Raw genomic sequence first — 25,428 nt, 5'->3', positions numbered from 1 at the left:
GCGCGGCTCAGGCCGGGTCTGGGTCTGCGGGGTGGGGGGCCACGGGGCCGGAGGGGGCGGAGAGGTGGCGCTCGCAGAGGTCGACCAGGACGGCGTAGGCCTGAGGGCCCATCAGTTCGACCAGCTCGGCGCGGTACGAGACGTACACCGGCTCCGCCCCGATGTGGGCGTCCGGGCTGCCGGTGCACCACCACTGCAGGTCGTGCCCGCCGGGACCCCAGCCGCGGCGGTCGTACTCGCCGATGGTGACCTGGAGGTAGCGGGTCTCGTCGGGGCGGTCGATCCAGTCGTAGGTGCGGCGGATCGGCAGTTGCCAGCAGACGTCGGGCTTGGTCTCCAGGGGCTCGCGTCCCTCGCTCAGCGCCAGGGTGTGCAGGGCGCAGCCCTCGCCGCCGGGGAAGCCGGGGCGGTTGAGGAAGATGCACGCGCCGTCGATGCGCCGGGTGCGCGGCTCGCCGTCGTCGTCGGGTTCGGTGATGCCCTTGGGGCCGGTGCCCTGCTTGTGGAACTGCCAGGTCTCCGGGGTCAGCCGGGCCGCGTGGCCGAGGACCCGCTGCTCGTCCTCCTCGTCGGACCAGTGCGCGCCCAGCGTGCAGCAGCCGTCGGCGGCCCGGCCGGGGCGGATGCCGTGGCAGCCGCGGCCGAAGACGCAGGTCCAGCGGGAGGTGAGCCAGGTCAGGTCCACGCGGAAGACCTGCGCCTCCTCCTCGCCGGGGTCCGGGCCCGCCGGGTCGGCGAACTCCGCCCAGGCGCGCGGGAAGTCCAGCGGGACCTCGCGCTTGCGGGCCTGCTTGGCGGCCCGCCTGGCCGCCTTCGGGTCGGTGATCTGCACGTCCACTACTGCCACGGACTCAGCCTATGCGGAGCGCCGCGTTCTGCGGACCAGGCCGGGCGCTGACGTGGGACGGGCCCGGATGCGCACCCGTGCGCGTGAATCTGCGCTCACGCCCTGTGCCGCCGTCCTTACTTTCCGACAGCATGACCGCACGCTTTCAGCGTCGAAGGCGGACGGGAGGCAGGGCATGGGTGCGGTGGGCCGGGGGCGACCGACGCGGCGGTCGGCGGTGTGGGCCGGGCTGTTGACGGCGTGTCTGCTCGCCGGGCCGCTCGCGGCGGAGCCCGCCCGGGCCGACGTGACCACGGTCTCGGTCGATCCGGCCCGCACCGGCTGGGACCCGCAGGAGAGCGCGCTCGGCCCCGCCGACGTGCAGAGCTCGGATTTCGGACGGCAGTTCAGCACCGCGGTGGACGGCCAGGTCTACGCCCAGCCGCTGGTCGCGGGCGGGCTGGTGGTCGCCGCGACCGAGAACGACAAGGTGTACGGGATCGACGCGACGACCGGCGCGGTCAGCTGGCGTCGCGACCTCGGCACGCCCTGGCCGGCCGCCACGGTCGGCTGCGGCGACCTGGTGCCCGACATCGGCGTCACCTCCACGCCGGTCCTCGACCCGGCCACCCGCACCGTCTACCTCACCGCCAAGGTGAACGACGGCCCCGACGCCGCGCACCCGCACTGGTACGTGCACGCCCTGGACCTCGCCACCGGCGCCGAACGCAGCGGCTGGCCGGTGACCGTGGCGGGCGCCCCCAGCAACGACCCGACCCGCGCCTTCAACCCGGAGACCGCGATGCAGCGCCCCGGCCTGCTGCTGCTCGACGGCCGGCTGTTCATCGGTTTCGCCTCCCACTGCGACTTCGGTCCCTACGTCGGCTACGTGGCCTCGCTCAACACCAGCACCCGCGCGCTCAGGCTGTGGGCGACGGAGGACAACTCCGCGAACGGCATGGCCGGGGTGTGGATGGGCGGCGGCGGCCTGGTCTCCGACGGCCCGGGCCGGATCATCTTCTCCACCGGCAACGGCGTGGCGCCCGCGCCCGCCCCGGGCGACCGGCCGCCGGGGCAGCTGTCCGAGTCCGTGGTCCGACTGGCCGTCAACAGCGACGGGACGATGGCGGCCCAGGACTTCTTCAGCCCCGCGAACGCGGCCACGCTGGACCAGAACGACACCGACCTCGGCTCCGGCGGCCCGGTCGCCCTCCCGGACGGCTTCGGCACCGCCGCCCACCCGCACCTGCTGGTCCAGATCGGCAAGGACGGGCGGGTCTTCCTGCTCGACCGGGACCACCTCGGCGGCCGCGCGCAGGGGCCGGGTGGCACCGACGCCGTCGTGGGGGTGACCGGGCCCTTCGAAGGGGTGTGGGGCCATCCCGCCGTCTACGGCGGCGAGGGCGGCTGGGTCTACGCCGTCGGCAGCCGCGGTCCGCTGCGCGCCTACCGGCGCGGGGTCGACGGCTCCGGGCAGCCCGTGCTCAGCCTGGCCGGGACCAGCGCCGAGTCCTTCGGCTACACCTCCGGATCCCCGGTCGTCACGTCCGACCGGACCACCGCAGGCAGCGCGGTGGTCTGGGCGGTGTACTCCTCCGGGTCCTCCGGTGCGGACGGCACGCTGCGCGCCTACCGGGCGGTGCCGGACGGCAACGGGACGCTGGAGCTGCTGCACTCCGAACCCATCGGCACCGCAAGCAAGTTCGAGGTTCCGGCGACCAGCGGCGGCCGCGTCTACGTCGGCACCAGGGACGGGCACGTGATCGCCTTCGGCCGCCCGGCGGCCAGCCTGCTCACCGGCGGCGCCACCGCCTTCCCGGACACCCCGGTCGGCAGCGGCAGCGCGCCGCAGGCCGTTACCGTCACGGCCACCCATGCCGTCACCATCACCGGCGTCAGCGCGGGCGCCCCCTTCGGCGTCACCGCGCCGGGACTTCCGGTCCAGCTGACGGCCGGTCAGACCTACACCGTCCAGGGCGCCTTCAACCCCACCGCGCCCGGGTCCGCGAGCGGGACGCTGACCTACAGCCTGGACACCGGGGGCGGCTCCACCGCCACCGTCGGCTTCGGGCTGACCGGCTACGGCATCGCGCCCGGCTTCACGCCGTTCCCCTCGACGCTGGCCTTCGGCACCGTGGCCACGGGCACCGAGAAGACGCTGACCGTCAACGTCACCAACACCGGCAGCGCCGACGAGACGGTCACCGGCAGCACAGCGCCCACCGCCCCGTTCAGCGCGGACGGACTGCCCGCCGCGGGCACCGTCGTCCACCCCAAGGACTCGGTCACCGTCCCGGTCACCTACCGGCCCACCGCCGCCGGGAACGACAGCGGCACCCTCACCGTCGCCGGCCCGGACGGCACCGCCACGGTCTCCCTGCTCGGCACCGCCGTCCAGGGCCAGGCGCACCTGACGCTGACTCCCGCGCGCACCGACTTCGGCACCGTCCCGGTGGGCAAGTCGGTCACCCGGACCTTCGACATCGCCAACACCGGGAACATCCCGCTCACGCTGACCAAGGCCGCGCCGCCGGGCGCCCCCTTCGTCACCGCGAACCCGGTCGCCGAAGGACAGCAGCTCAACCCCGGCGACGTGATCCACCAGTCGGTCACCTTCTCGCCGACCGCCGTCGGCGCGGCCACCGGCGTCTACCAGATCACCGCCGACGACGGCAGCGGAGCGCAGCGCGAGACCCTGACCGGGACCGGCGCGCCTCCGGGGAGCGTGCTGCTGCCCGATCCCGGCTCGGGTGGCTGGACGCTCAACTCGGCCGCCAGGCCCGCCGGTTCGGACATCGACCTGACCCGGGCCACGATCAACCAGTCCGGCTCGGCCGTGTTCCCCACGCCGGTCCTCACCGACGGGCTGCGGGTCACCTTCACCGCCGTCATCGGCGGCGGCAGCGGCGGCGACGGGCTCACCCTGGCCCTGCTCGACCCGGCCCGGACCACGCCCGCCGTGCGCGGCGCGACGGGCAGCGGCCTCGGCTTCGGCGGGCTGCCCGGCGTCGCCGTCGCCCTGGACACCTACCGCAACTCCGGCGACCCGAGCGCGAACTTCGTCGGCGTCAGCAACGGCAGCACCTCCGCCACCCCGGTCTGGGCCGCCACCAGCACCGCCGTCCCCGCCCTGCGCAGCGGTCCGCACGTCGTCGGCGTGGCCGTCACCGGGCGGACGCTGGACGTCTCCGTCGACGGCAAGGCCGTCCTGCACACCACCGTCGCCGCCCTGACGCCGACCGCCCTGCTGGCCTTCACCGGCGGGACCGGTGGCGCCACCGACATCCACGCCGTGCGCGCCGTCACCGCGACGGCCCGCTCCTACGCGGTCCCGCCGCCCGGGCCCTACACCTGGGTGCGCGCGGGCAGCGCCGCGATGTCGGGCACCACGCTGGTGCTCACGCCCGCCCTCGCCGGCCGGACGGGCAGCGACTTCTCGAACGTGGCCGTGCCCTCGGCCCGGCTGCGGGCCTCCTTCAGTGCGACGATCGGCGGCGGGACCGGGGCGGACGGCCTCACCCTGACCCTGCTCGACGCCGCCCGCGCCCATCTGCCGGCCCTCGGCCGGGGCGGCGGCTTCCTCGGCTACGCCGGCCTGCCCGGGATCGCCGTCAGCCTCGACACCTATCGCGGACCGGGCGACCCCTCCGCCAACTTCACCGCGATCGTGGCCGGCAGCACCAGCACCAGGCTGGTCTACGCAGCCACCTCGACCGCCGTCCCCGCGCTGCGCTCCGGGCCGGTCGCCGTGGTCGTCAGCTACACCGCGACCAGGCACCTGCAGGTCGCCGTCGCCGGGCGCCTCGTGCTCGACAAGGCGCTCACCCTGCCCTCGAACGTGCTGGTCGGCTTCACCGCGGCCACCGGTTCGCGCACCGACCGACACGCCGTCAGCGGCGTTACGATCACGTACTGAGGGGCCCCGTGCCCGAGGAGGCCGTCATGCGCCGAGCAGTCCTCTCCCTCCCCGCCGTGCTGCTGCTGGCGGGCTGCGCCGCCGCCCGCGCGGCCGTGCCGGCCGACACCCCGCCCACCCCGCCGCCACCCACGGTGCTGGTGGCGGACACGGACACCCAGGGCCGGGTCCTCACCGACGACCACGGCGACGTGCTCTACCACTTCGACGGCGACCAGGGCGGCAGCATCGGCTGCGTGGACGCGTGCACCGCCACCCGGCACCCGCTGCTGCACGACCCCGCCGTGCCGCTGCAGCTGCCCGTCGGCATCGCCGGGACGCTGGGCCTGGTCACCCGCCCCGAGGGCGGGGAGCAGGTCAGCTACGACGGTGAGCCGCTCTACACCTTCACCGGCGACCAGCCCGGCGACACCAACGGGGTGACGCTGAGCTGGCACGTCGTCAATCCGCCGAACCGGGTGAACGGCTGACACGGCGTCAGGGCACGCTGCCTGTCCCGGGGGCAGCGGGCCCGGTGTCACCACACGTCGGTGGAGAACGTCACTGCACGTCGGTGGAGAACAGACCGCCGGTCACGCCCTGCTTGTCGCCGCCCTGCGCCTTGCGCAGCGAGTTGGCCAGGCCTTCGAGGGTCATCGACTGCAGGATCACCTTGCCGTGGCCCTCCAAGGTGGCCAGGGACAGGCCCTCGCCGCCGAACATCGCGTTCATGACGCCCTGGCGGTTCATCCGGCCGACCCGCTCGACGCCGTAGCGGACGCCCTCCTCGAAGGCGACGATGCAGCCGGTGTCGACGTGCAGCTTGCCTCCGAAGTCCTGCAGGTCGAGGTCGATGAAGTTGCCCGCGCCCGCGATGATCACGGTGCCCTGACCGGTGAACTTCTCCAGGATGAAGCCCTCGCCGCCGCTCATGCCGGTGCGCAGTCCGGAGAACTCGATCCCGAAGTCCACGCCGGTCTCGGCGGCCACGAAGGCGTCCTTCTCGGCCAGCCAGGCCCGGCCGGGCGTGATCTCCAGTGCCCGCATCTCGCCGGGGATGGTCCCGGCGAAGCCCAGGGTGCCCTCGCCGCCCTGGGCGGTGAAGTACTGGAAGGCGATGCTCTCGCCCGCGAGCATGCGCTGGCCCACCTGCATCGCCGTGCCCATCGCCTGCCGCAGGAAGCCGCCCATGCCACCGCCGGCACCGCCCGGCTGCCCGCCGTTCGCCCCGTTCGCGCCGGGGCCGGACAGCCGGGTGTCCATGGTCACGTTGGCGGTCTTGAACAGGAACTTGCCCGCCTCGCAGTAGACCGTCTGCCCGGGCTGGAGTTGGACCACGGCCATCTGCATGGCGTTGCCGACGATCTGGTGCTGGAGGGTCACGGCGCTCTCCTCGGTACGGGGTCTTCCGCTGACGTGCAACGAGACTGACACGGCCGCCGGTTCCCGGGCGGGAATCGCGTAGCGTGGGCGGTTATGCGACTCGGCGTTCTCGATGTGGGTTCCAACACCGTCCACTTCCTCGTGGTGGACGCGCACCCCGGTGCCGCACCGGTGCCCGCCTACTCCCACAAGCTCGAACTGCGCCTGGCCGAACTCCTCGACGACAGCGGGGCGCTCCAGGAGGACGGGGTGACCCGGCTCGTCGACATGGTCGCCTCCTCGATGCGGGTCGCCGAGGACAAGGGCGTCGAGGAGATCCTGCCCTTCGCCACCTCCGCGATACGGGAGGCCGCCAATGGCGAGGAGGTCCTCAAGCGGGTCGCCGAGCGGACCGGGGTGGAACTGAAGGTGCTCTCGGGCGGCGACGAGGCCCGGCTCACCTTCCTCGCCGCCAGGCGCTGGTACGGCTGGTCCTCGGGCCGGCTGCTGCTGCTCGACATCGGCGGCGGCTCGCTGGAGATCGCCTGCGGCCTGGACGAGGAGCCCGACACCGCGATCTCGCTGCCGCTGGGCGCGGGCCGGCTGACGGCCGGCTGGCTCCCGGGCGACCCGCCGTCGGCGGAGGACGTGCGCGAACTGCGCCGCCACGTGCGGGCGGAGATCGCCCGCACGGTGGCGGAGGTGTCCCGGCTGGGTCCTGCGGACCACGTGGTGGGGACGTCGAAGACGTTCAAGCAGCTCGCCCGGATCACGGGCGCGGCCCGCGAGAGCGAGGGGCCCCTGGTGCCCCGCCGTCTCACCCGCTCCGCGCTGGAGGACTGGGTGCCCCGGCTCGCCGTCATGACGGCCGATCAGCGTGCCCTGCTGCCAGGGGTTTCGGAGGGGCGGTCACGCCAACTGCTGGCGGGAGCGCTGGTCGCGGACGGCGCGATGGACCTCTTCCGGGTGGATTCCCTCGACATCTGCCCGTGGGCCCTGCGCGAGGGCGTCATCCTCCGGAAGCTGGACCGCCTCGGCGAATGACCCGTCAGGGGCCCTTTCGGGGGCGCTGTCGACACGTGCGGCTCCGCCGCGTGGGCGCGAGCAACACACCACTCGGGGAGGTCCGGCCCCTTGTGCGGGTCGAACCTCCGTGGGTGGGGGTGCTCGCGCCGAAGCGGCGGAGCCGCACGTGTCGACAGCCTCGCGCCCCTCGGGGGCCCGCCGTGAGGGAGATCGCACCGCAGTGGGGGGCTGGGGCGCATAACCTGGCAGGCGTGGTGGAACCAGGACATGACGGAAGCCGCTCCCTCGGCACGGTCCACGCGCCCCGCGGGCGCGGTGCGCTCGTGCCCGCTGCGAAGGTGGGGCTCTCGACGGCCTCCGTCTATCCGGAGAACACCGCCGCCGCCTTCGAGATCGCCGGACGGCTCGGTTACGACGGCGTCGAGGTCATGGTCTGGACCGACCCCGTCAGCCAGGACGTCGAGGCGCTGCGCCGCCTCTCCGACTACCACGGCGTGCCCATCCTCGCCGTGCACGCGCCCTGCCTGCTGATCACCCAGCGGGTCTGGGGCACCGACCCCTGGGCCAAGCTGCAGCGAGCCCGCGCCGCCGCGGAGAAGCTGGGCGCCTCGACCGTGGTCGTGCATCCGCCGTTCCGCTGGCAGCGCCAGTACGCGCGGGAATTCGTGCGCGGCGTCTGGCGGATGGCCGACGAGACCGACGTCCGCTTCGCCGTCGAGAACATGTACCCGTGGCGCTACCGCGACCGCGAGGTCGCGGCGTACGCGCCCGACTGGGACCCGACCACCGAGGACTACCGGCACTTCACGGTGGACCTGTCCCACGTCGCCACCTCCCGCGGCGACGCGCTGGCGATGGTGGACCGGATGGGCGACCGGCTCGCCCACGTGCACCTGGCCGACGGGTCCGGCTCCGCCAAGGACGAGCACCTGATCCCCGGGCGCGGCACCCAGCCCTGCGCCGACGTGCTGGAGGGGCTGGCCCGCCGCGGCTTCGACGGGCACGTCGTCCTGGAGGTCAACACGCGCCGGGCCGCGGGACCCGTCGAACGCGAGGCCGACCTGGCCGAGGCGCTCGCCTACACCCGGCTGCACCTCGCCGCCGCTGCCCGCATCCCGGACAAGGTGTCCAAAGGGCGAGCCTGAGGCGTAGGCTCGCAAGACCACCAGAAAGCATCACGAGCACCACCTGAGGAGTTGAGTCCGGTGCCGCAGCTGAGGTCCCGTACGGTCACCCACGGTCGCAACATGGCGGGCGCCCGCGCCCTCATGCGTGCCTCCGGTGTAGCCAACGAGGACATCGGCAAGCCGATCATCGCGGTGGCCAACTCCTTCACCGAGTTCGTCCCCGGCCACACCCACCTGCAGCCGGTCGGCCGGATCGTCTCCGAGGCGATCAAGGCCGCGGGCGCCGTGCCGCGCGAGTTCAACACCATCGCCGTGGACGACGGCATCGCCATGGGCCACGGCGGCATGCTCTACTCGCTGCCGTCGCGCGACCTGATCGCCGACTCCGTCGAGTACATGGTCGAGGCCCACTGCGCCGACGCGCTGATCTGCATCTCCAACTGCGACAAGATCACCCCGGGGATGCTGATGGCCGCCCTGCGGCTGAACATCCCGACGATCTTCGTCTCCGGCGGCCCGATGGAGGCCGGCCGGGCCACCCTGGTCGACGGCACCGTCCGCAAGCTGGACCTGATCAACGCCATCTCCGACGCGGTCAACGAGGACGTCTCCGACGAGGACATCCGTCGCATCGAGGAGAACGCCTGCCCGACCTGCGGCTCCTGTTCCGGCATGTTCACCGCCAACTCGATGAACTGCCTGACCGAGGCCATCGGCCTCTCGCTGCCGGGCAACGGCACCACCCTGGCCACGCACACCGCCCGCCGCGCCCTGTACGAGAACGCCGCGCGCACGGTCGTGGAACTGACGAAGCGTTACTACGCCGAGGGCGACGAGTCCGTGCTGCCGCGCAGCATCGCGACCCGCCAGGCCTTCGACAACGCCATGGCGCTGGACATCGCCATGGGCGGTTCCACCAACACGATCCTGCACCTGCTGGCCGCCGCCCAGGAGGCCGAGGTGGAGTACACCCTGGCCGACATCGACGAGGTCTCCAAGCGGGTCCCGTGCCTGGCCAAGGTCGCCCCGAACGTGGCCCCGACCGGCACCTACTACATCGAGGACGTGCACCGGGCCGGCGGCATCCCCGCGATCCTGGGCGAGCTGCACCGCGGCGGCCTGCTCCACCAGGACGTGCACACCGTGCACGCCCCCTCGCTGGACGAGTGGCTCAAGACCTGGGACCTGCGCGGCGGTTCGCCCTCCGCCGAGGCCGTCGAGCTGTGGCACGCCGCCCCCGGCTGCAAGCGGTCGGCCGAGGCCTTCTCCCAGTCCGAGCGCTGGGACACGCTGGACGACGACGCCGCCCGCGGCTGCATCCGCGACGTGGCGCACGCCTACTCCAAGGACGGCGGCCTGGCGGTGCTCCGGGGCAACCTGGCACCCGACGCCTGCGTGGTGAAGACGGCCGGCGTGGACGAGTCCATCTGGACCTTCGAGGGGCCCGCGGTGGTCTGCGAGTCCCAGGACGAGGCGGTGGAGAAGATCCTCGCCAAGCAGGTCAAGGAAGGCGACGTCGTCGTCATCCGCTACGAGGGCCCGCGGGGCGGCCCGGGTATGCAGGAGATGCTCTATCCGACCTCCTTCCTCAAGGGCCGTGGCCTGGGCAAGAGTTGCGCGCTGATCACGGACGGCCGGTTCTCCGGCGGCACCTCGGGCCTGTCGATCGGCCACGTCTCGCCCGAGGCGGCCGGCGGCGGCACCATCGCCCTGGTGCAGGACGGCGACCGGATCCGCATCGACATCCCCTCGCGGTCCATCGAACTGCTGGTCTCCGACGAGGAGTTGGCCGCCCGCCGGGAGGCGCTGAACGGCGTCTACGCGCCGCGGGCCCGTGAGCGCAAGGTCTCGGCGGCGCTGCGCGCCTACGCGGCGATGGCCACCAGCGCCGACAAGGGCGCCGTCCGCGACGTCTCCAAGCTCGGCTGACACGGACCCGCTGGGTCCCTCACGCGCCACGACCCGGTCCTCACCGGACCGGGTCGTGGCGCGTCGCGGTGAAGGCGCCCACCGCGCCGGCCATGACCTTCTGCAGCAGGCTGTACGCCAGGATCGGCAGCAGCACCGCCGGATGCCCCGGCAGCCGGGTGGCCGCCAGCACGGCTCCCGCACTGGAGTTGTTCATTCCCGACGCGTACGTCAGCGCCACCGCGTCCGCGTGGGGGACGCCCAGACGGGCGGCCAGTGCCCAGCCGGACAGGAAACAGCAGCCACAGACCAGCGCCGAGACGGCCAGCACCAACAGCAGGAAGTCCACGTCCGGATGGGCCACCACCTGGCGCAGCGCGCCGCAGGCGTTGGTGTAGCTGAGCAGCACCGTGACGGCCAGACTGGCCGACCGCACCAGCGGTAGCGCCCGGCCGGGCGGCAGCAGACGCCCCGTCAGCAGCCCGAGCAGGCACGGCAGGACGACGGCGAGCACCGCGAAGGCACTGCTCGCCTGCCCGGCGGCGGCATGCAGCTCGCGGCCCCACGACCCCTCGGCCAGGAACCCGCCGAGGTGCAGCCCCAACGGCACGGTCAGCGGACTGAGCAGTGTGGAGGCGAGCACCAGGCCGAGGCTGAGGCCGGTGTTGCCCTCGGCGCTCTGCGCGAAGGCGGTGGCGCCCCCGGCCACCGGTATGGCCCCCACCAGGACGAGTCCGACGAGCAGGCTCTGCGCCTCCCGGGAGCTGTGCCAGGCCGGCGCGGCGACGGCCACCAGAGCCAGCAGCAGCGTGGGCAGCAACGCGTTCGAAAGGACCCCGGCGAGCAGCGGGCTCGGCGCCCGCGCCAGCCGGGAGAGCTCGCCCACCCGTGCCGTGAGACCGGCGTTGAACAGCATCAGCCCCAGCAGCGCCGCGGGCAGCGGCAGCCGGATGCCGTCCAGCCGCGCCAGATCGACCGCGCGCAGGGCGAGCCCGGGCCCGGGCGCAAGCGCCGCCAGCACGTAGGCCCCCAGCAGGACCCAGAGCAGCCTGCGCTGCAGCCGGGCCACCCACGTCTCCATCCACGCCACGGCAAGCCCCCCTTCCGACGGCACTTCTGACGGTGTGACAGCCGCGCAGCCACCATCCAATCGGCGTCGCGGCCCGCGGGACAGTCGTCAGCGCGGAGTTCCACCGATCGAGCGAGCTTTCGGCTGTCCGGGAATGCGCAGGTCAGCCCTGGTGGCACCGGGCCGGACCGGAGGACGCGGAGTGCCGCATAATCGGTGACGTGCCGAACCAGCCCAGCAGCCCCGCCGTCCCGGACCCGATCCGCTTCTTCGGCACGACCTGGGTCGACCGCGGCGGCGCCTACTGGGTCCGGCGGGTGCTGGTCAGCGTCGGCGCGCTGGCCTGCGCCGTCGCGGGGGCGTTCCTGCTGCGGTTCGCGGTGCAGGGCGTGTTCCTCGCCAAGGTCGGCTCCCTGGTGGAGACCCTGCTGATCGCCGCCATCGCGGTGTGCACCTGCATCGCCGCCGTCCGCACCTGGAACGTACTGAGCCGGGGCAAGGAGTCGCTCTCCGGCTGGATGGCCGACGAGAAGTCGCTCGGGGCCATCCTGGTCATCGGCTTCGTCGGTTCGCTCGCCGCCTACTTCTTCCGCAGCCTGGTCGAGGCCCCGGGCGAGTCGGTGCGGCGGGCCCGCTACGAACTGGCCCGGGCGAAGGCGGCGCGCAGGGCGCAGGGGCAGGGCGCGAAGCCCCGCCCCAAGCGGCGCCGCTGACGGTGCGTCAGGTCCGGCTCAGGGTGCCGCACCCCGCGCGCTTCGGATCCGGGACCTTGCTCCGGTCGTAGGGGTCGACCGCCGGGCCCGTGGGGCTCTCTCCGGTCCTCGGGTCGAGCGGCGCCTCCTCCGGGAACTCGGGGTTCACGAAGCCGTTGTCGACGCCGCAGGCGGTGTTGCCGATGTCGGGGTTCCACGCCTGGATGAAGAACGTGCCCGGGGTGTGCTGCCACTTGTGCGGGTTCGGGACGTTCAGGGTGTAGATCCGCCGCACGATGCTGCGGGTGACGTCCGTCGAATCGGAGGCCTGCCGCACCGGGGTGCTGGGCGCGGCGCTGGGCACCGGGTGGGGGCCCGGCCGCAGCGGGTAGACGAAGGTGACGTCCGCGGTGATGTCGAGGCCGCCGTCGCCGTCGCCCTTGAAGGCCAGCTCCCCGCGCACCTTCACCGTCGTGCCGATCAGCTGGGCCTGGTCCGGGTTGAACCGGGTGACCAGGTCGGTGGCGCTGCCCTTGGCCGAGGGGTGGGCCAGGTTGCGCTTCACCTCGGCCAGCAGCTGCTTCTGCAGCGGGTCGATCAGGTCGAGCGCCGCCTGGGGGTTGCCGCCCCGCAGCACGGCCGGGTCCAGATTGGTGAGGACCAGGAACTGGCGGGCCTTGCGCAGGTAGGACGCGACGTCGCTGCTGCTGTAGACGCCGACGCCATGGGCAGGCGGCACGTAGATGCCCGCGCTGCCCGACGCCCACTGGGCGGCCGGGGAGCCGGCGAAGGGGTGCGCCAGGGTGGGCGTGTCCGGGTCGTCGGGGGTCGGCGCGGCGGAACTCGGCCGGGCGGTCTCCGGAGCCAGCGGGGTGGCCGTCGCGGCACGGTCGGCGCCGTAGAGGGCGGAGTGGATCCGGCCCGCGTTCATGCTGACCAGCACCAGCCCCGCGGCGACGGCGATGCCGAGCGGCAGTTGCCACCGACTCCGGGACCTGCGCAGCGGGACGACCGGCGCCCGCCAGGCGGTGTCCTGCGGCGGCTGCTGCTTCCAGCGGGAGGCGAGCAGCCGGGCGCGGGCGGAACCCTCCTTGTGCTCGGCGCTGTTGACGAAGTCCTCGTCCAGCGTCAGGTTCTCGAAGGGATCGTGATCATCGGTCGTCGGCACCGCGACAGTATGGCGGCGATCCGCTCACCCGTGCGAGAACGATCAGATCACGATCCCTCGAACTCCGCGCTGCTCAGCCCCGGTTGCGCGAGCCGGCGACCGCGCCCACGACGCCGACGATCCCGAAGAGGATGATCGCGTGCCACAGCGCGGTGAAGATGCTGCTGAACACGCCCGAGCTGGTGCTCAGGAAGTACTCCGTCAGCGTGTTGGTGACGAACAGCCCCGCTGCGGGGACCGCCGCGGTCTGCCAGGGGTGCTCCGCGGCCCAGCGGCGCAGCCGGCGGTCGCCGCCCTTCTTGGTGAGCACCGAGCCCGCCCCGCCGACGAGGAAGAACAGGAAGAGCCCGATCCCGGCCGGCCCGGCCAGGATGCTGAGCGACCAGTGCAGGCTGATCAGGTCGATCCCCAGGGCGGCCGCGCCGCCCACCGCGCCGACCGCGGCCGCGGTCTTCCACGGGCCGAGCGACGTCGAGGCCACGGCCAGGGTGCCGGACTCGCGACGGGACACATCATTGCCAGTCATGCCTCAACGGTGCGCCTGCCGCGGCCGCTTGCCTATAGGGGGCAACCCTGAGTTTCGCCGGATATCCCGGTCCGCCCGCGCCCATCCGAGGAGTGGACGCCTCCGCCGCGACCCGTCGCGCCGGTGCGAGGATGGCGGCATGACGCAACGAGTCGCCGTCCTGGGCACCGGCAAGATCGGTGAGGCCCTGCTGTCCGGCCTGCTGCGGGCCGGGAAGTCCCCGGCGGACGTGCTGGTGACGGCCCGTCGGCCGGAGCGCGCCGCCGAACTGCGCGAGCGCTACGGCGTCGAGGCGGTCGCCAACGAGGAGGCCGCCAAGCTCGCCGACACCCTGATCCTCGCGGCCAAGCCGCAGGACATGGGCGCGCTCGTCGAGGAGCTGGCGCCGCACCTCGGCGCGGACAAGCTGGTCGTCTCCGCGGCGGCCGGCATCCCCACCGCCTGGTTCGAGGAGCGGCTCGCCGCCGGCACCCCGGTGGTCCGGGTCATGCCCAACACCCCGGTGCTGGTGGACGAGGGCATGAGCGTCATCTCCGCCGGCGCGCACGCGCGCGAGGAGCACCTGCTGCGCACCGAGGAGATCTTCAAGCCGGTCGGCAAGACCCTGCGGGTGCCCGAGTCCCAGCAGGACGCGGCCACCGCCCTCTCCGGCTCCGGCCCGGCCTACTTCTACTACCTGGTCGAGGCGATGACGGACGCCGGCATCCTGCTCGGCCTGCCCCGGGCGGTCGCGCACGACCTGATCGTGCAGGCCGCGATCGGCGCCTCGGTGATGCTGCGCGACTCCGGCGAGCACCCGGTCAAACTGCGCGAGGCGGTCACCTCCCCGGCGGGCACGACCATCGCGGCCATCCGCGAGCTGGAGAACCACGGTGTGCGGGCCGCGCTGCTCTCCGCGCTCGAGGCGGCCCGCAACCGCTCCCAGGAGCTGGCCTCCGGCGGCAAGTAGGCCGCCCGCCGGGCGCCAGGCGGGCGGCAAGTAGGCTGCGGTCCCGTGCGCTACGACCTGGTGATCTTCGACAACGACGGCGTGCTCGTGGACAGCGAGCCCATCGCCAACCGGCTGCTCGCCGAGTACCTGACCGAGCTGGGCTTCCCGACCACGATCGAGGACTCCTACCGGGACTTCATGGGCGCGGCCGCCCACGCCGTGCACGACGTCGTCGCCGAGCGGTTCGCCGGGGCCACCCTCCCGCCCACCTTCGACGAGGACTTCCACGCCCGCGTCTTCGCCGCGTTCCAGCGGCAGTTGACGCCCGTGGCGGGCGCGGCCGAGCTGTTGAGGCTGGTACGGGCGGCGGGGATTCCCTACTGCGTCGCCTCCTCGGCGCACCACGAGTGGATCCGCACCGCCCACCGGAAGACCGGCCTCGACGTCTTCTTCGGCGACGCCCAGCTCTTCTCCGCCCAGGACGTCGGCCGGGGCAAGCCCGCCCCGGACCTGTTCCTGCACGCCGCACGGCAGATGGGTGTCGAGCCCGGCCGCTGCGTCGTGCTGGAGGACAGCCCCCTCGGCGTCCAGGCGGCGAACGCCGCCGGCATGGACGTCTTCGGCTACGCCGCCCTCACCCCGAAGGAGCGGCTCGCCGCGGCCACCGGGCTGTTCGACGACCTGTCAGCGGTGCCGCAGCTGCTCGGACTTGACTGAGGTGGGGGCGGGCGCCGTCTCACTCCGGGACGGTCAGGCGTCGGCCGCGCAGCGGGACGCCCTTGAGCTCCGCGAAGCGGAAGGGCAGCCCGAGGCCGACCCCCGTCTCCGCACGCAGGTGCAGCCCCGGCTCGGTGCCAGCCCCGCTGTTGCCGACGGCGCCCACCAACTGCCCTGCGGTGACGTGCTTTCCACGCTGGACGCGGATGCTGTCCCGCCGCAGCCAGGCGAGCACGACCTGCCCCCGGCCGGTGTCGATGACGACGTGGTTGCCGTCCGGATGGGCCGCGGAGAGGTAGCGCGGCGGGTGGTCGGGCAGCCCGTCGAGGACGGCGAGGACGACGCCGTCCACAGGGCTGTGGACCGGGTGCCCGAAGACCGCGTAGCGGTTGTTGGCGGTGGGCGAGAGCCCGAGGGCGCGGCGCCCGCGCCACTGGGGGCCGTCGCCGAGCTGGACGATGTCGGCGGCGTAGCGGCGCGAGCGGTCGCCGCCGGGGATCAGTGACTCGTCCGCGTAGCGGTTGACGGCCGGACCGCCGGCCTCGGTGAAGGCGAAGGTGCCGCCGCGGAGCGGGAACCGGAGCACCAGCGGGTGGCTCACCGGCGCGGGCCGCACGGGGCGGCTGCGCCGCCAGGCCCAGGCAGCGAGCCCGAACACCCCGACGGCGAACACCACCTCCAGGACGCCGGGGCGGGCGGCCCAGGGCAGCTGCCAGGCGCGCAGCCCCGCGAACAGGCCGCCTGCGGCGGGCGCGAGGGCCAGCCACCGGAACCACGGCGGCACGGCGTGCGTCGGCGCGGTACGCAGGACGTACCACGCGAACGCCGGCGTCTGCGCCACGAGCAGGGACCATCCGGGCCCGGTCCCGGCAAGCCACGGCAGCACCAACTCCACGGCGGTCGCCGCACAGTACGCCCCGAGCGCCCGCTGCAACCCGATGACGACGCCCGCACGCGAGCCCCTTCCGCCCTCCGGGGCACCACGCCCGCCCCCGTCCCCCCGACCCTCGCGCTGCCCCCACGGCTTGGGCGACCTGACCCGAGCGCGCTTCCCGGGAGCCCGGCCGCCCCCACTCTGCGCGGGCGGTGGCGCGTCGGGCTTGCTCCGGTTTTGGAGGTTGTCGCTTCCAAGGGGCGTGCCGGTGGTCCGGATGCCGGGGGCCTGGTTGTTCTCGCTCTGTGCGGGCGGTGGCGCGTCGGGCTTGCTCCGGTTCTGGAGGTTGTCGCTTCCCAGAGGCGTGCCGGTGGTCCGGATGCCGGGGGCCTGGCTGTCGTCGCTCTGCGCGGGCGGTGGCCCGCCGGGCTCGCTGCCGTTCCGCAGGCCGTCGCTCCCTACCGACGGCCCGGACGTCCGCCGGCTGTCGCTCGCCACCCACGATCCGGGGGGCTGGGAGACGACTCCGCTGCCGGCTCCAGCGCTGGGGCGGTCGGCCCCGTCCGCGTCAACGGGGGCGGAGCTTCCGGCCTGGGGGTGCTGCGCGTGGTGGAGGTGCAGCCTGCGTGCGGGCGGGCCTGCCGATCCCGCTGTCGCGCCCGAGGGGTCGGCGTCCTCCGCCCCGCTCGCTGTCGCGCCGTCAGTCGGCTCGCCCAGGGCGGATGGTGATGCTGCCGCCCCTGCGCCGACCGAGTCGGTGGGTGCCGCCGGTGCAGCCGTTCCGGCTGGCGCGCCGTCAGCTCTGCTGCCCCGTCCGGGGCCTGACGGGACAACGCTCGTGGCCGCGCCGACTGGTCCCGTTCCCCTGGACGGGCGGCCGGAGACCTCCGCGGCGTACGCGGTGACCCGCCCTCTCGCGCCCTCAACCTGCCCGCCGGGCGCGGAGCGGGGCTCGGGTGCGACCGAGGCGGCGCCTTCGGGGTGGTCACCCGGGTCGATGGGCGCGGGCGCCGGGCGGGGGACGGGGGCGTCGTCGGGGGTGGCGCGGCGCGCCGCGCGGGCGAGGAGGGCGCCGGGGCCGGAGACGAGGGAGGCGAGGCGGCCCTCCGGGTCCAGCTCGGCGTGGACGAGTTCCTCCCCGTCCGTGAACTCCAGCAGGTACAGCCCCTCCCGGGGCCGCACGGCCCGCAGCGCGCCGTGACGGTCCGTCAGGGCGGCCAGCATCGCGGTCAGTCGGGGCAGGGGGACTCGGGCCAGCAGCGCCGGGCTGATCGCGGCGGCATCGAGGGCGGGGACGGCGAACAGGGCCGTCAGCAAGGTGGCGGTGGCGTCGGGCGGAGCCGAGCGGCGGAGGCGGTCGAGCGTACCCATGGGCTCACCGTAGGGAACGGTCGACGGCAGGCCCGGCAGCGACGCGGAATCACCCACCCGGAGGGGGTTCCCCGGAAAGCTACTGGACCGTAGTCTCGCCGCCATGGATTCCGGGATCTCGGGCAGACTGCGCGAGGCACGCGCCGCCCTGCTGGTCAGCTACGTGGCGCAGGGCGCCCTGTTCGCCCTGCTGGTGACCCGCATCCCGGGCATCCAGAAGCAGTACGGCATCTCCGACGGCCTGCTGCCGGTCTTCCTCGCCGCCGTCCCGATCCTGGCCGGGGTGGGCTCGCTCAGCATGGAGTGGGTGGTCAAGAAGACCTCCCCGCGTGCCGTCCTCCGAGTGGTCCAACCCCTCGTCGGGCTCACCCTCCTGGGCATCGGCGCCGGCGACAGGCTCTGGCAGGCGGCCCTCGCGCTCGCCGCCTTCGGCCTGGCCGTGGGCGGGCTGGACGCCAGCCAGGCGATGTCCGCCGTCGCGCTGCAGCACCGCTACGGGCGCAGCATCATGCAGAGCTTCTACGCCGCCTACAGCATCGGCGGCATCCTGGGGGCTTCCCTCGCCTGGGCCCAAGTGCACTTCCACCTCAGCCTGTTGACGATGTTCGGGGCCACCGGTCTCGCCGTCGCCGCGGTCGTCCTCGTCGCCGGGGTCTGGTACGCCGGGCCGGCCGAGCTGGGCAGGGCCGTGGCCGAGGCGGCGCAGGCGGCGCCCGCGCGGATCCCGTGGAAGCCGCTGCTGCCGCTCTGCCTGGCCATGTGCGTGGCGTACATCGGAGACGCCACGGTCTCCAACTGGTCGGCCAAGTACCTCCAGGACGGCCTGCACTCCAGCGAGCAGATGACCACCGTCCCCTACAACGCCTATATGGCGGTCATGCTGTTGGGCCGCCTGCTCGGCGACTCCCGGGTGCAGCACTGGGGCAGCGCCCGGACCGTCCGCGTCGGCGCCGTGGTGTGCGCGACCGGCTTCGCGCTGACCGCGCTCGCGCCCACGCCCTGGGTCGCCGTGGTCGCCTTCGCCGTGGTGGGCCTGGGCATCAGCGTCATCGTGCCGCAGGTCTTCGCCGCGGGCGGACGCCTGTTCCCGCAGCAGTCGGACGCCGCGGTGGCCCGGCTGAACATCTTCAACTACGTGGGCTTCCTCGTCGGTTCGCCGCTCGTCGGCGGCCTGGCCGGGGGCATGGGCTACCGGGCCGCGATGGCGGTGCCGATGGTGCTGGTGCTGGGCATCCTGCTGGTCGCCCCCTCCTTCGGGGCGGAGGCCGTCCCGGCTGCGGAGCCCGATACCGTGTCGGCATGACGGACGCGCTGAGGATCCACTGGGACGACGCCCTGACCCGGTACGACTTCGGGCAGGGCCACCCGATGGACCCGGTCCGGCTGCGGCTGACCCGGGACCTGGTCCACGCCCTCGGCATCGACGCCCTGCCGGGCGTCCGGGTCGTCGCCTCCCCGCCCGCCGGGGACTCCACCCTGCGGCTGGTCCACGAGGCCGACTACATCGCGGCGGTCCGTCGGGTCGCCGAGACCGGCGAGCCCGATCCGGGCCGCGGCCTGGGCACCGACGACAACTGGGCGTTCGCCGCGATGCACGAGGCGTCCGCGCTGATCGCGGGACAGTCGGTGGCGGCGGCCGAGGAGGTCTGGCGCGAGGGCGGACACTCCGTCAATTTCGCGGGCGGTCTGCACCACGCGCACGCGGGCAGCGCCTCCGGCTTCTGCGTCTACAACGACGCCGCCCTGGCCGTGGCCCGGCTGCTGGAGCTGGGCGCGGAGCGCGTGGCCTACGTGGATGTGGACGTCCACCACGGCGACGGCGTCGAGCGCGCTTTCTGGAACGACCCCCGCGTGCTGACCATCTCCCTGCACGAGCACCCGAGGACCCTGTTCCCCCAGACGGGCTGGCCCGAGGAGAACGGCGGCCCGGACGCGCAGGGCTTCGCCGCCAACGTCGCGCTGCCGCCCGGCACCGGCGACGCCGGCTGGCTGCGGGCCTTCCACGCCGTGGTGCCGCCGCTGCTGCGGGCCTTCGACCCGCAGGTGATCGTCAGTCAGCACGGCGCGGACACCCATGTCGAGGACCCGCTCGCGCACCTCGCCGTGACCGTCGACGCCCAGCGCGCGGTCGCGCTCGCGGTCGCGGAACTGGCGGCTGAGTTGACCGGGGACCGCTGGGTGGCGCTGGGCGGCGGCGGTTACGCGGTGGCGGACGTGGTCCCGCGCACATGGGCGCATCTGACGGCGATCGCGGCCGGGCACCCGGTGGACCCGCAGACGCCCACCCCCGAGGACTGGCGCGCCGAGGTCACCCGGCTCACCCGCGCCCTGGCCCCGCGCCGGATGACCGACGGCGGCACGGCCGAGTACCAGGACTTCGACGCGGGCTACGACCCGGCGGACCGGCTCGACCAGGCGGTCCGGGCGACCCGCAAGGCGGTGTTCCCGCACCACGGCATCCTGCCGTGACCCTTCCGGTGACCGAAGGCAGCGGCGGTCGTCGGTCAGAATCGGCCAATCCGCCGGAGCGATGCATAAACTCCGGCACCACCGGCACAACCGCTCCCCGCAGCCAGTCCGGCTCGCTCCGCACACCCCGTCCCTGGCGGCCGGCCGGCCCCGCGAGCTGGTACGGGCGGCCCGGGCCGCGTGCGGAGCGTGCCCAGGGCGAGGCCGAGAAACGCAGGTCCGGCGGACCGCGACACGACTCGCGTGCTGCTTCCGGATCGCAGCGGGCCTCGTCGTACCGTCCACCCTCCTCGACGGCTCGGTCGGCACCGCCTGATTCGAACTGCTGACCGCTTACGTACTGCAACAGGCTGGTCCGTCTCCGTAATTTCCGGCCGGATATCCCTCTTCCCACCCGTACCACCCGCAACTACTCTGGGGATACGCGTGTGCTGGCTGGAGTCACCGGAGGGGAAGCCGGTGCCCGTCACACGGAGAAGGTTCGGTGTTGTCATGGCGTCTGGAGAGCGGCCTCTGAACGAGGTCAACTTCCTCACCGTGGCGGAGGTCGCCGCGGTGATGCGAGTGTCGAAGATGACCGTGTACCGCCTGGTGCACAGCAGCGAGCTGCCCGCGATACGCGTGGGCCGCTCCTTCCGGGTCCCGGAACAGGCAGTCCACGACTACCTCCGCGAGTCCTATGTCGGGCGGGAGACGGCGTAGGCGCACCATCGCGCGGCACCACAGCACGACACAGCACCACAGCACGACACAGCACCACCTCCGACCCGGCGGGGCCTCGGCTCCCCGGGTCGGATTTCGTTCACCGTGAGGGTCTTCGGTAGGCTGTTGGCCCACATCAGTCGTTTGGACTCTGACTCCCGCACTTGCGGGTTTGTCCAGTGAGTGAGGGGTGTCAGATGGGTTCTGTCATCAAGAAGCGTCGCAAGCGCATGGCGAAGAAGAAGCACCGCAAGCTTCTGAAGCGCACTCGCGTCCAGCGTCGCAACAAGAAGTAAGCGCCCTGCGCAAGCAGCGGCGTGAAAGCCGTCCGCGCCGACGATAGGGTCGGTGCGGGCGGCTTCTTCATATCCGGAAACGGAGGCGGCATGGGCAGCGTCGTACTCGTCACGGGCGTGGCGCGGCACCTGGGCAGCCGCTTCGTGCGCAGCCTCCGCCGCCGGCCCGGCGTCGAACTGGTGGTCGGCGTCGACACCCAGCCCTCCGAGCACGACCTCGACGGCCCGGCCCGCTACACCTTCGTCCGCGCCGACATCCGCCGCCCCACCATCGCCCGGGTGATCGCGGAGTACGGCGTCGACACCGTGGTCCACCTCAACGTCTCCACCACCCTGCTCGGCTCGACGAGCAGGTCGAGCGTCAAGGAGACCAACGTCATCGGGACGATGCAGCTGCTCGCGGCCGTGCAGAAGTCCCCGACCGTGGAGCGACTGGTCGTCAAGTCCACCACCAGCGTCTACGGTTCGGCCCCGCGCGACCCGGCCGTCTTCACCGAGGCGATGCAGCCCAAGGTGCTGCCCACCGGCGGCTTCGCCAAGGACGCCGTGGAGGTCGAGGGCTACGTCCGCGGCTTCGCCCGGCGCCGCCCCGACGTCGCCGTGTGCGTGCTGCGCTTCGCCAACATCGTCGGGCCGGCCGCGGACACGCCGCTGAACGAGTACTTCAACCTGCCGGTGCTGCCGACCGTGCTCGGTTACGACCCGCGGCTGCAGTTCATCCACGAGGACGACGCCGTGGAGACGCTGCTGCTCGCGGCGGGCGAGGCCCGCCGGGGGACGACCAACAGCGGCACCTTCAACGTCGCCGGAGCGGGCGTGATGGTGCTCTCGCAGGCGGCCCGGCGGCTCGGCAAGCCGACGGTGCCGATGCTGCTCCCGGCGGTCAGCTGGATCGCGGGCCTGGCCCGCGGCACCCGGCTGCTCGACTTCTCCCCCGAGCAGCTGCGGCTGCTCACCCACGGCCGGGTGGTGGACACCACGATGCTGCGCGAGGCCTTCGGCTACACGCCCGCGCACACGACCGAGTCCGCGCTCGACGATCTCGCCCGCAGCCTCCGTCCGGGACTCGTCCCACCCCGGACGGTGGCCCGACTGACCGACGGGACAGCCCAGTTGCTCACCAGAGGAGGCACCGAATGAGCTCGGCGGGGGAGCGGCAGGACTGGCAGGAGCAGGACCGGTCCGAGGCGAAGGTGATCCCGCTGCGGCCGGAGCCGACGTCCGAGGAGCGGCCCGCCGTGGCTGAGGGGGCGTCAAACCCGCTGCTGCAGGCGGCTGTAGGTGTGGCCGACCGGGTGCTGGGACGGGGCTGGGAGCGCAAGGCCGCCAACGGCCTGGGCTTCCTGCGGCGCCGGCTGACGGGCGAGTACCAGGTGGACGAGTTCGGCTTCGACGCCGAGCTGACCGAGGGCGTGCTGCTGAACCTGGCCCGGCCGCTGGCGGAGAAGTACTTCCGCCTGGAGGTCCGCGGCGCCGAGAACATCCCCGCCAAGGGCGGCGCTCTGCTGGTGGCCAACCACAGCGGGGTGCTGCCGCTGGACGCGGTCATGACCCAGGTGGCCGTCCACGACCACGCCGACCGGCACCTGCGGATGCTCGCGGCGGACCTGGTCTTCGTGCTGCCCGGCGTCAACGAGCTGGCCCGCAAGGCCGGTCACACGCTGGCCTGCAACGAGGACGCACAGCGGCTGCTGGAGAACGGCGAGATCGTCGGGGTCTGGCCGGAGGGCTTCAAGGGGATCGGCAAGCCCTTCGCGGAGCGGTACAAGCTGCAGCGCTTCGGCCGGGGCGGGTTCGTCTCGAGTGCGCTGCGGGCCGGTGTGCCCATCGTCCCGTGCTCGATCGTGGGCGCGGAGGAGATCTACCCGATGATCGGGAACGCGCGGACGCTGGCGCGGATCCTGGGTGTCCCGTACGTGCCGATCACGCCCACGTTCCCGTGGCTGGGTCCGCTGGGGCTGGTGCCGCTGCCGACGAAGTGGACGATCCAGTTCGGCGAGCCGATCCCGACGGACGGGTACCCGCCCGAGGCGGCGGACGACCCCATGCTGATGTTCAACCTGACGGACCAGGTGCGGGAGACGATCCAGCACAGTCTTTACAAGCTGCTGGTCCAGCGCCGGTCCGTCTTCTTCTGAGGGACCCCGCGGGGGGCGAGGAACTGCCACCCTTCGGGCGGGAGATGCCACCAGCGTGAGCAGCACACCACCCGCGGAGGTTCGACCCGTCTGATCGGGACGGACCTCCGCGGGTGGTGTGCTGTTGGCGCAACTTCCTCGGGGCGGTGCGGTCACCCGCCGCCGGAGAGGCCGATACCGATGGTGGGGAGGAGGCCCGGCAGGAGGGGCGGGATGGTGAGGCCGTGGCCGTCGGAGGACGTGGACGACGACGGACTCGGGGAGTCCGACGGCGTCGCCGAGGGCGAGGAACCGGTGAGGACGCCGGTCACGCCGCCGACACCGCCCACCCCGCCGAGGACACCGGTGCCGCTCGTCGTGGAACCGGACGGGCTCGGGGTCGCGGAAGGCGAGGCCGCCATGCTCGGGCTGGTGCCGGTCCCCGCGCTCGTCGCCCCGCGGGGGACGGACGTGGGGTCGCCGAGGTGGCTCGTCGGGGACGACTGGCCCGCCTGCGGCGTTCCGCCCGGGACGGGGGCGGCCGGCAGCAGCGTCTCCACCTCTGTGCTTATCCCGCTGAGGAACTGGTGCACCTGACCCGCGATCGGGTCGAGCTGGTCCGGGAGTCGGGGCTCCAGCTGGGCCAGCCGCAGGCTCTGCGTGTCGGCGAAGGCGGCCAGCTGGCGCAGCGGCTCCAGTTGGTGGCTGCGCCGGTAGATGGCGTTGAGCAGGTCCCGGCCGCGGGTACCCTCCGCCTTCATGTCGCTGAGGGCGCGGTGCACCGCGGCGACCGTGTCCGGGCTCAGCCCCTGACCGCCGTGGTGCTCGGCGAGCAGCGCCTGGGCCTCGGCCATCCGGGTGGCCGACTGGTCGAGCAGCAGGCGGCCGCGCTCGGCGTCGCTGCCGGCCAGGTTCAGCCGCAGGTCCTCCAGGCCGCGCTTCATGCCGTACAGGCCCTCGCCGGGCAGCGACGAGGTGCTGGCGGTGGCCACGCCGCCGATGGTGCCGAAGGCCATGGTCGCGGCGATGCCGCCCAGGGCCAGGCGGCGACCCCAGCGGGTGCCCGGGGTGAGCACCCGGGCGGCCCGGTGCGCGCCGCGCCGGCGCGGCGCGGGCACGGCCGCACCGGCCCCGCCCGCGAAGGTGCGCTCGAACTCGGCCATCAGCAGGGCACGTTGGGTCATCCGCACCTGCGGGTCGAGGCCCGGGGCCGCGACCTCTCCCAGGGCGTCCACCAGTGCCAGCAGGCCGCCCTCGTCCGGTGCGGCCGCGGAGCGGTCCTCCACAGCGTCGGCGAAGGCTCTCGCCCTGCGGTGTTCCATCACACTGACTGTCACGGGCAGCACCTCCTCTCGTCGTTGTCGGCTACTCCCACAGAGCGCAACGAGCCGCGACGGGGGCGGGTTACGGGGCCCGCAGGGTACACGATCGGGGTGGATATCCGTCTCAACGGGCGTCGCTCGGCAGGAGTCGGGCGAGCGTGCGCACCGCTCGGTACTGGAGGGTCTTGATCGCCCCTTCGTTCTTGCCCATGATCCGGGCGGTCTCGGCCACGGACAGGCCCTGCAGGAAGCGCAGCGTCACGCACTCCTGCTGCTGTGGATTGAGCCTGCGCACGGCTTCCAGCAGCGCGGCGTTGGACAGGGACTCCAGCACCGACTCCTCGGGACTCGGCTCGACCTGGTTCGAGTCGAGCATCTCCCCCGTGGTGACCTCCAGCCGGAAGCGGCTGGACTTGAAGTGGTCCGCCACCAGGTTCCGGGCGATGGTGACCAGCCAGGCGCCGAAGTCGCGCCCCTGCCAGGTGAACGTGCCGATCCGGCGCAGCGCGCGCAGGAAGGTCTCGCTGGTCAGGTCCTCGGCCGTGGCCCTGCTGCCGACCCGGTAGTAGATGTACCGGTAGACGGTGTCCGCGTAGTGGTCGTACAGCGCGCCGAAGGCCTCGCCGTCCCCCTCCTGCGCCCGGCCGACGAGCTCCATGACGGGGTTGGCCGCCGCCTCGGGACCGGGACCGGTCGCCGTGCGCGGGCGGGCGGGGGAGGAGGTCCGGGTGCGCAGGGCCACGGGCGCGACGGTGGCGAAGGCCGGGCCGCCGGCGAGTGCGTAGGCGGGGACGGGGAGCTGCAGTTCGCGGCGGACCAGTGTGCGCAGCAGCTCCAGACCGGCGGACAGTGCAGGCGCGTCGTTCCGGACGTGTGGGTACACGGGACTCCCAGGGCAGGACTTGGTGCGGGACCGCTGGATGAGGATAACGCTTCGTGCAACAACAGCTACACCGTGTTGTCGAATTCACCGCTTCGGTCACTTCCGTTACGGCTTGGTGGCGCATTGTGACCGAATGGATGACCATGA

At 73.3% G+C, this 25,428-nt stretch carries 22 protein-coding genes; 14 read left to right on the top strand and 8 right to left on the bottom strand.

Translation table 11 applies throughout. The annotated features are described in order from the left end of the window. Positions 1–7 precede the first annotated feature (7 nt). Positions 8–826 (bottom strand): DUF3109 family protein, encoded by an 819-nt coding sequence (locus ACFP3V_RS07155; protein WP_380581052.1) that lies wholly within the window; start codon positions 824–826, stop codon positions 8–10. Between the two features lie 196 nt (positions 827–1,022). Between ACFP3V_RS07155 and ACFP3V_RS07150 the strand changes: the two genes are divergently transcribed. Together ACFP3V_RS07150 and ACFP3V_RS07145 are read left to right on the top strand one after the other, a co-directional pair. Then, the gene (locus ACFP3V_RS07150; protein WP_380580959.1) at positions 1,023–4,742 is read left to right on the top strand and encodes a choice-of-anchor D domain-containing protein; all 3,720 of its coding nucleotides are present in this window, start codon (positions 1,023–1,025) and stop codon (positions 4,740–4,742) included. A gap of 26 nt (positions 4,743–4,768) precedes the next feature. Next, entirely contained in the window at positions 4,769–5,212 is a 444-nt protein-coding gene (locus ACFP3V_RS07145) for a COG4315 family predicted lipoprotein (protein WP_380580957.1), read from the top strand. 70 nt (positions 5,213–5,282) lie between these two features. Here the strand turns inward: ACFP3V_RS07145 and ACFP3V_RS07140 are convergent, their stop codons facing one another. Further along, positions 5,283–6,104, bottom strand: coding sequence for an AIM24 family protein (locus ACFP3V_RS07140; RefSeq protein WP_380580955.1), 822 nt, complete (start codon positions 6,102–6,104; stop codon positions 5,283–5,285). A gap of 93 nt (positions 6,105–6,197) precedes the next feature. Here ACFP3V_RS07140 and ACFP3V_RS07135 point away from each other — a divergent pair, with 93 nt between their 5' ends. The 3 genes from ACFP3V_RS07135 (at position 6,198) to ilvD (ending at position 10,165) form a co-directional block, all read left to right on the top strand. After that, positions 6,198–7,127 carry a Ppx/GppA family phosphatase gene (locus tag ACFP3V_RS07135; protein ID WP_380580953.1) on the top strand — a complete coding sequence of 310 codons (930 nt, stop codon included), beginning with the start codon at positions 6,198–6,200 and terminating at the stop codon, positions 7,125–7,127. A 305-nt stretch (positions 7,128–7,432) separates the two neighbouring features. Then, a complete protein-coding gene (locus ACFP3V_RS07130; RefSeq protein WP_380580951.1) occupies positions 7,433–8,254 on the top strand; it encodes a sugar phosphate isomerase/epimerase family protein in 822 nt (273 codons plus the stop codon). Between the two features lie 60 nt (positions 8,255–8,314). Further along, the gene (gene ilvD, locus ACFP3V_RS07125) at positions 8,315–10,165 is read left to right on the top strand and encodes a dihydroxy-acid dehydratase (protein WP_380580949.1); all 1,851 of its coding nucleotides are present in this window, start codon (positions 8,315–8,317) and stop codon (positions 10,163–10,165) included. A 40-nt stretch (positions 10,166–10,205) separates the two neighbouring features. On the opposite strand, the gene ACFP3V_RS07120 is transcribed toward ilvD, so the two are convergent. Continuing rightward, entirely contained in the window at positions 10,206–11,225 is a 1,020-nt protein-coding gene (locus tag ACFP3V_RS07120; protein WP_380580947.1) for a sodium-dependent transporter, read from the bottom strand. Positions 11,226–11,434: 209 nt separating this feature from the next. Between ACFP3V_RS07120 and ACFP3V_RS07115 the strand changes: the two genes are divergently transcribed. Next, positions 11,435–11,926 (top strand): EamA/RhaT family transporter, encoded by a 492-nt coding sequence (locus tag ACFP3V_RS07115; RefSeq protein WP_380580945.1) that lies wholly within the window; start codon positions 11,435–11,437, stop codon positions 11,924–11,926. A gap of 7 nt (positions 11,927–11,933) precedes the next feature. Here ACFP3V_RS07115 and ACFP3V_RS07110 read toward each other — a convergent pair whose 3' ends face one another. Further along, positions 11,934–13,073, bottom strand: a complete 1,140-nt coding sequence (locus ACFP3V_RS07110; RefSeq protein ID WP_380580943.1) for an SCO2583/SCO2584 N-terminal domain-containing protein — start codon at positions 13,071–13,073, stop codon at positions 11,934–11,936. A gap of 73 nt (positions 13,074–13,146) precedes the next feature. Next, positions 13,147–13,599 (bottom strand): hypothetical protein, encoded by a 453-nt coding sequence (locus tag ACFP3V_RS07105; RefSeq protein ID WP_380580941.1) that lies wholly within the window; start codon positions 13,597–13,599, stop codon positions 13,147–13,149. A 139-nt stretch (positions 13,600–13,738) separates the two neighbouring features. Between ACFP3V_RS07105 and proC the strand changes: the two genes are divergently transcribed. Continuing rightward, on the top strand, positions 13,739–14,548 hold the full coding sequence (gene proC / locus ACFP3V_RS07100; protein WP_380580939.1) for a pyrroline-5-carboxylate reductase: 810 nt from the start codon (positions 13,739–13,741) through the stop codon (positions 14,546–14,548). A 45-nt stretch (positions 14,549–14,593) separates the two neighbouring features. Then, on the top strand, positions 14,594–15,247 hold the full coding sequence (locus ACFP3V_RS07095) for an HAD family hydrolase (protein ID WP_380580937.1): 654 nt from the start codon (positions 14,594–14,596) through the stop codon (positions 15,245–15,247). A 19-nt stretch (positions 15,248–15,266) separates the two neighbouring features. Here the strand turns inward: ACFP3V_RS07095 and ACFP3V_RS07090 are convergent, their stop codons facing one another. Continuing rightward, complete coding sequence (locus tag ACFP3V_RS07090) at positions 15,267–17,492, bottom strand: peptidoglycan DD-metalloendopeptidase family protein (protein WP_380580935.1); 2,226 nt, start codon at positions 17,490–17,492, stop codon at positions 15,267–15,269. Positions 17,493–17,595: 103 nt separating this feature from the next. Between ACFP3V_RS07090 and ACFP3V_RS07085 the strand changes: the two genes are divergently transcribed. The 6 genes from ACFP3V_RS07085 to ACFP3V_RS07060 all read left to right on the top strand — a co-directional run bounded on the left by ACFP3V_RS07085 (position 17,596) and on the right by ACFP3V_RS07060 (position 23,097). Beyond that, entirely contained in the window at positions 17,596–18,795 is a 1,200-nt protein-coding gene (locus ACFP3V_RS07085) for an MFS transporter (protein WP_380580933.1), read from the top strand. Continuing rightward, the gene (locus ACFP3V_RS07080) at positions 18,792–19,961 is read left to right on the top strand and encodes an acetoin utilization protein AcuC (RefSeq protein ID WP_380580931.1); all 1,170 of its coding nucleotides are present in this window, start codon (positions 18,792–18,794) and stop codon (positions 19,959–19,961) included. The genes ACFP3V_RS07085 and ACFP3V_RS07080 overlap by 4 nt, the downstream gene beginning before the upstream one ends. Positions 19,962–20,453: 492 nt before the next feature. Beyond that, positions 20,454–20,663 (top strand): helix-turn-helix domain-containing protein, encoded by a 210-nt coding sequence (locus ACFP3V_RS07075; RefSeq protein ID WP_380580929.1) that lies wholly within the window; start codon positions 20,454–20,456, stop codon positions 20,661–20,663. A gap of 197 nt (positions 20,664–20,860) precedes the next feature. Beyond that, positions 20,861–20,959: a 30S ribosomal protein bS22 gene (locus tag ACFP3V_RS07070; RefSeq protein ID WP_003948845.1), complete on the top strand. Its 99-nt coding sequence runs from the start codon at positions 20,861–20,863 to the stop codon at positions 20,957–20,959. Between the two features lie 90 nt (positions 20,960–21,049). Further along, the gene (locus ACFP3V_RS07065) at positions 21,050–22,099 is read left to right on the top strand and encodes an NAD-dependent epimerase/dehydratase family protein (protein WP_380580927.1); all 1,050 of its coding nucleotides are present in this window, start codon (positions 21,050–21,052) and stop codon (positions 22,097–22,099) included. After that, entirely contained in the window at positions 22,096–23,097 is a 1,002-nt protein-coding gene (locus ACFP3V_RS07060) for a lysophospholipid acyltransferase family protein (RefSeq protein ID WP_380580925.1), read from the top strand. The genes ACFP3V_RS07065 and ACFP3V_RS07060 overlap by 4 nt, the downstream gene beginning before the upstream one ends. A 152-nt stretch (positions 23,098–23,249) precedes the next feature. Here the strand turns inward: ACFP3V_RS07060 and ACFP3V_RS07055 are convergent, their stop codons facing one another. Together ACFP3V_RS07055 and ACFP3V_RS07050 are read right to left on the bottom strand one after the other, a co-directional pair. Further along, positions 23,250–24,413 carry a DUF5667 domain-containing protein gene (locus ACFP3V_RS07055; RefSeq protein ID WP_380580923.1) on the bottom strand — a complete coding sequence of 388 codons (1,164 nt, stop codon included), beginning with the start codon at positions 24,411–24,413 and terminating at the stop codon, positions 23,250–23,252. A gap of 109 nt (positions 24,414–24,522) precedes the next feature. Continuing rightward, positions 24,523–25,281, bottom strand: a complete 759-nt coding sequence (locus ACFP3V_RS07050; protein WP_380580921.1) for an ECF subfamily RNA polymerase sigma factor, BldN family — start codon at positions 25,279–25,281, stop codon at positions 24,523–24,525. Between the last annotated feature and the right edge of the window lie 147 nt (positions 25,282–25,428).

This window comes from Streptacidiphilus monticola (genome assembly GCF_042658505.1).
Classification (GTDB): domain Bacteria; phylum Actinomycetota; class Actinomycetes; order Streptomycetales; family Streptomycetaceae; genus Streptacidiphilus; species Streptacidiphilus monticola.
The sequence above is the reverse complement of the archived record's forward strand: the minus strand, read 5'-3'. Positions and strand labels throughout refer to the sequence as shown.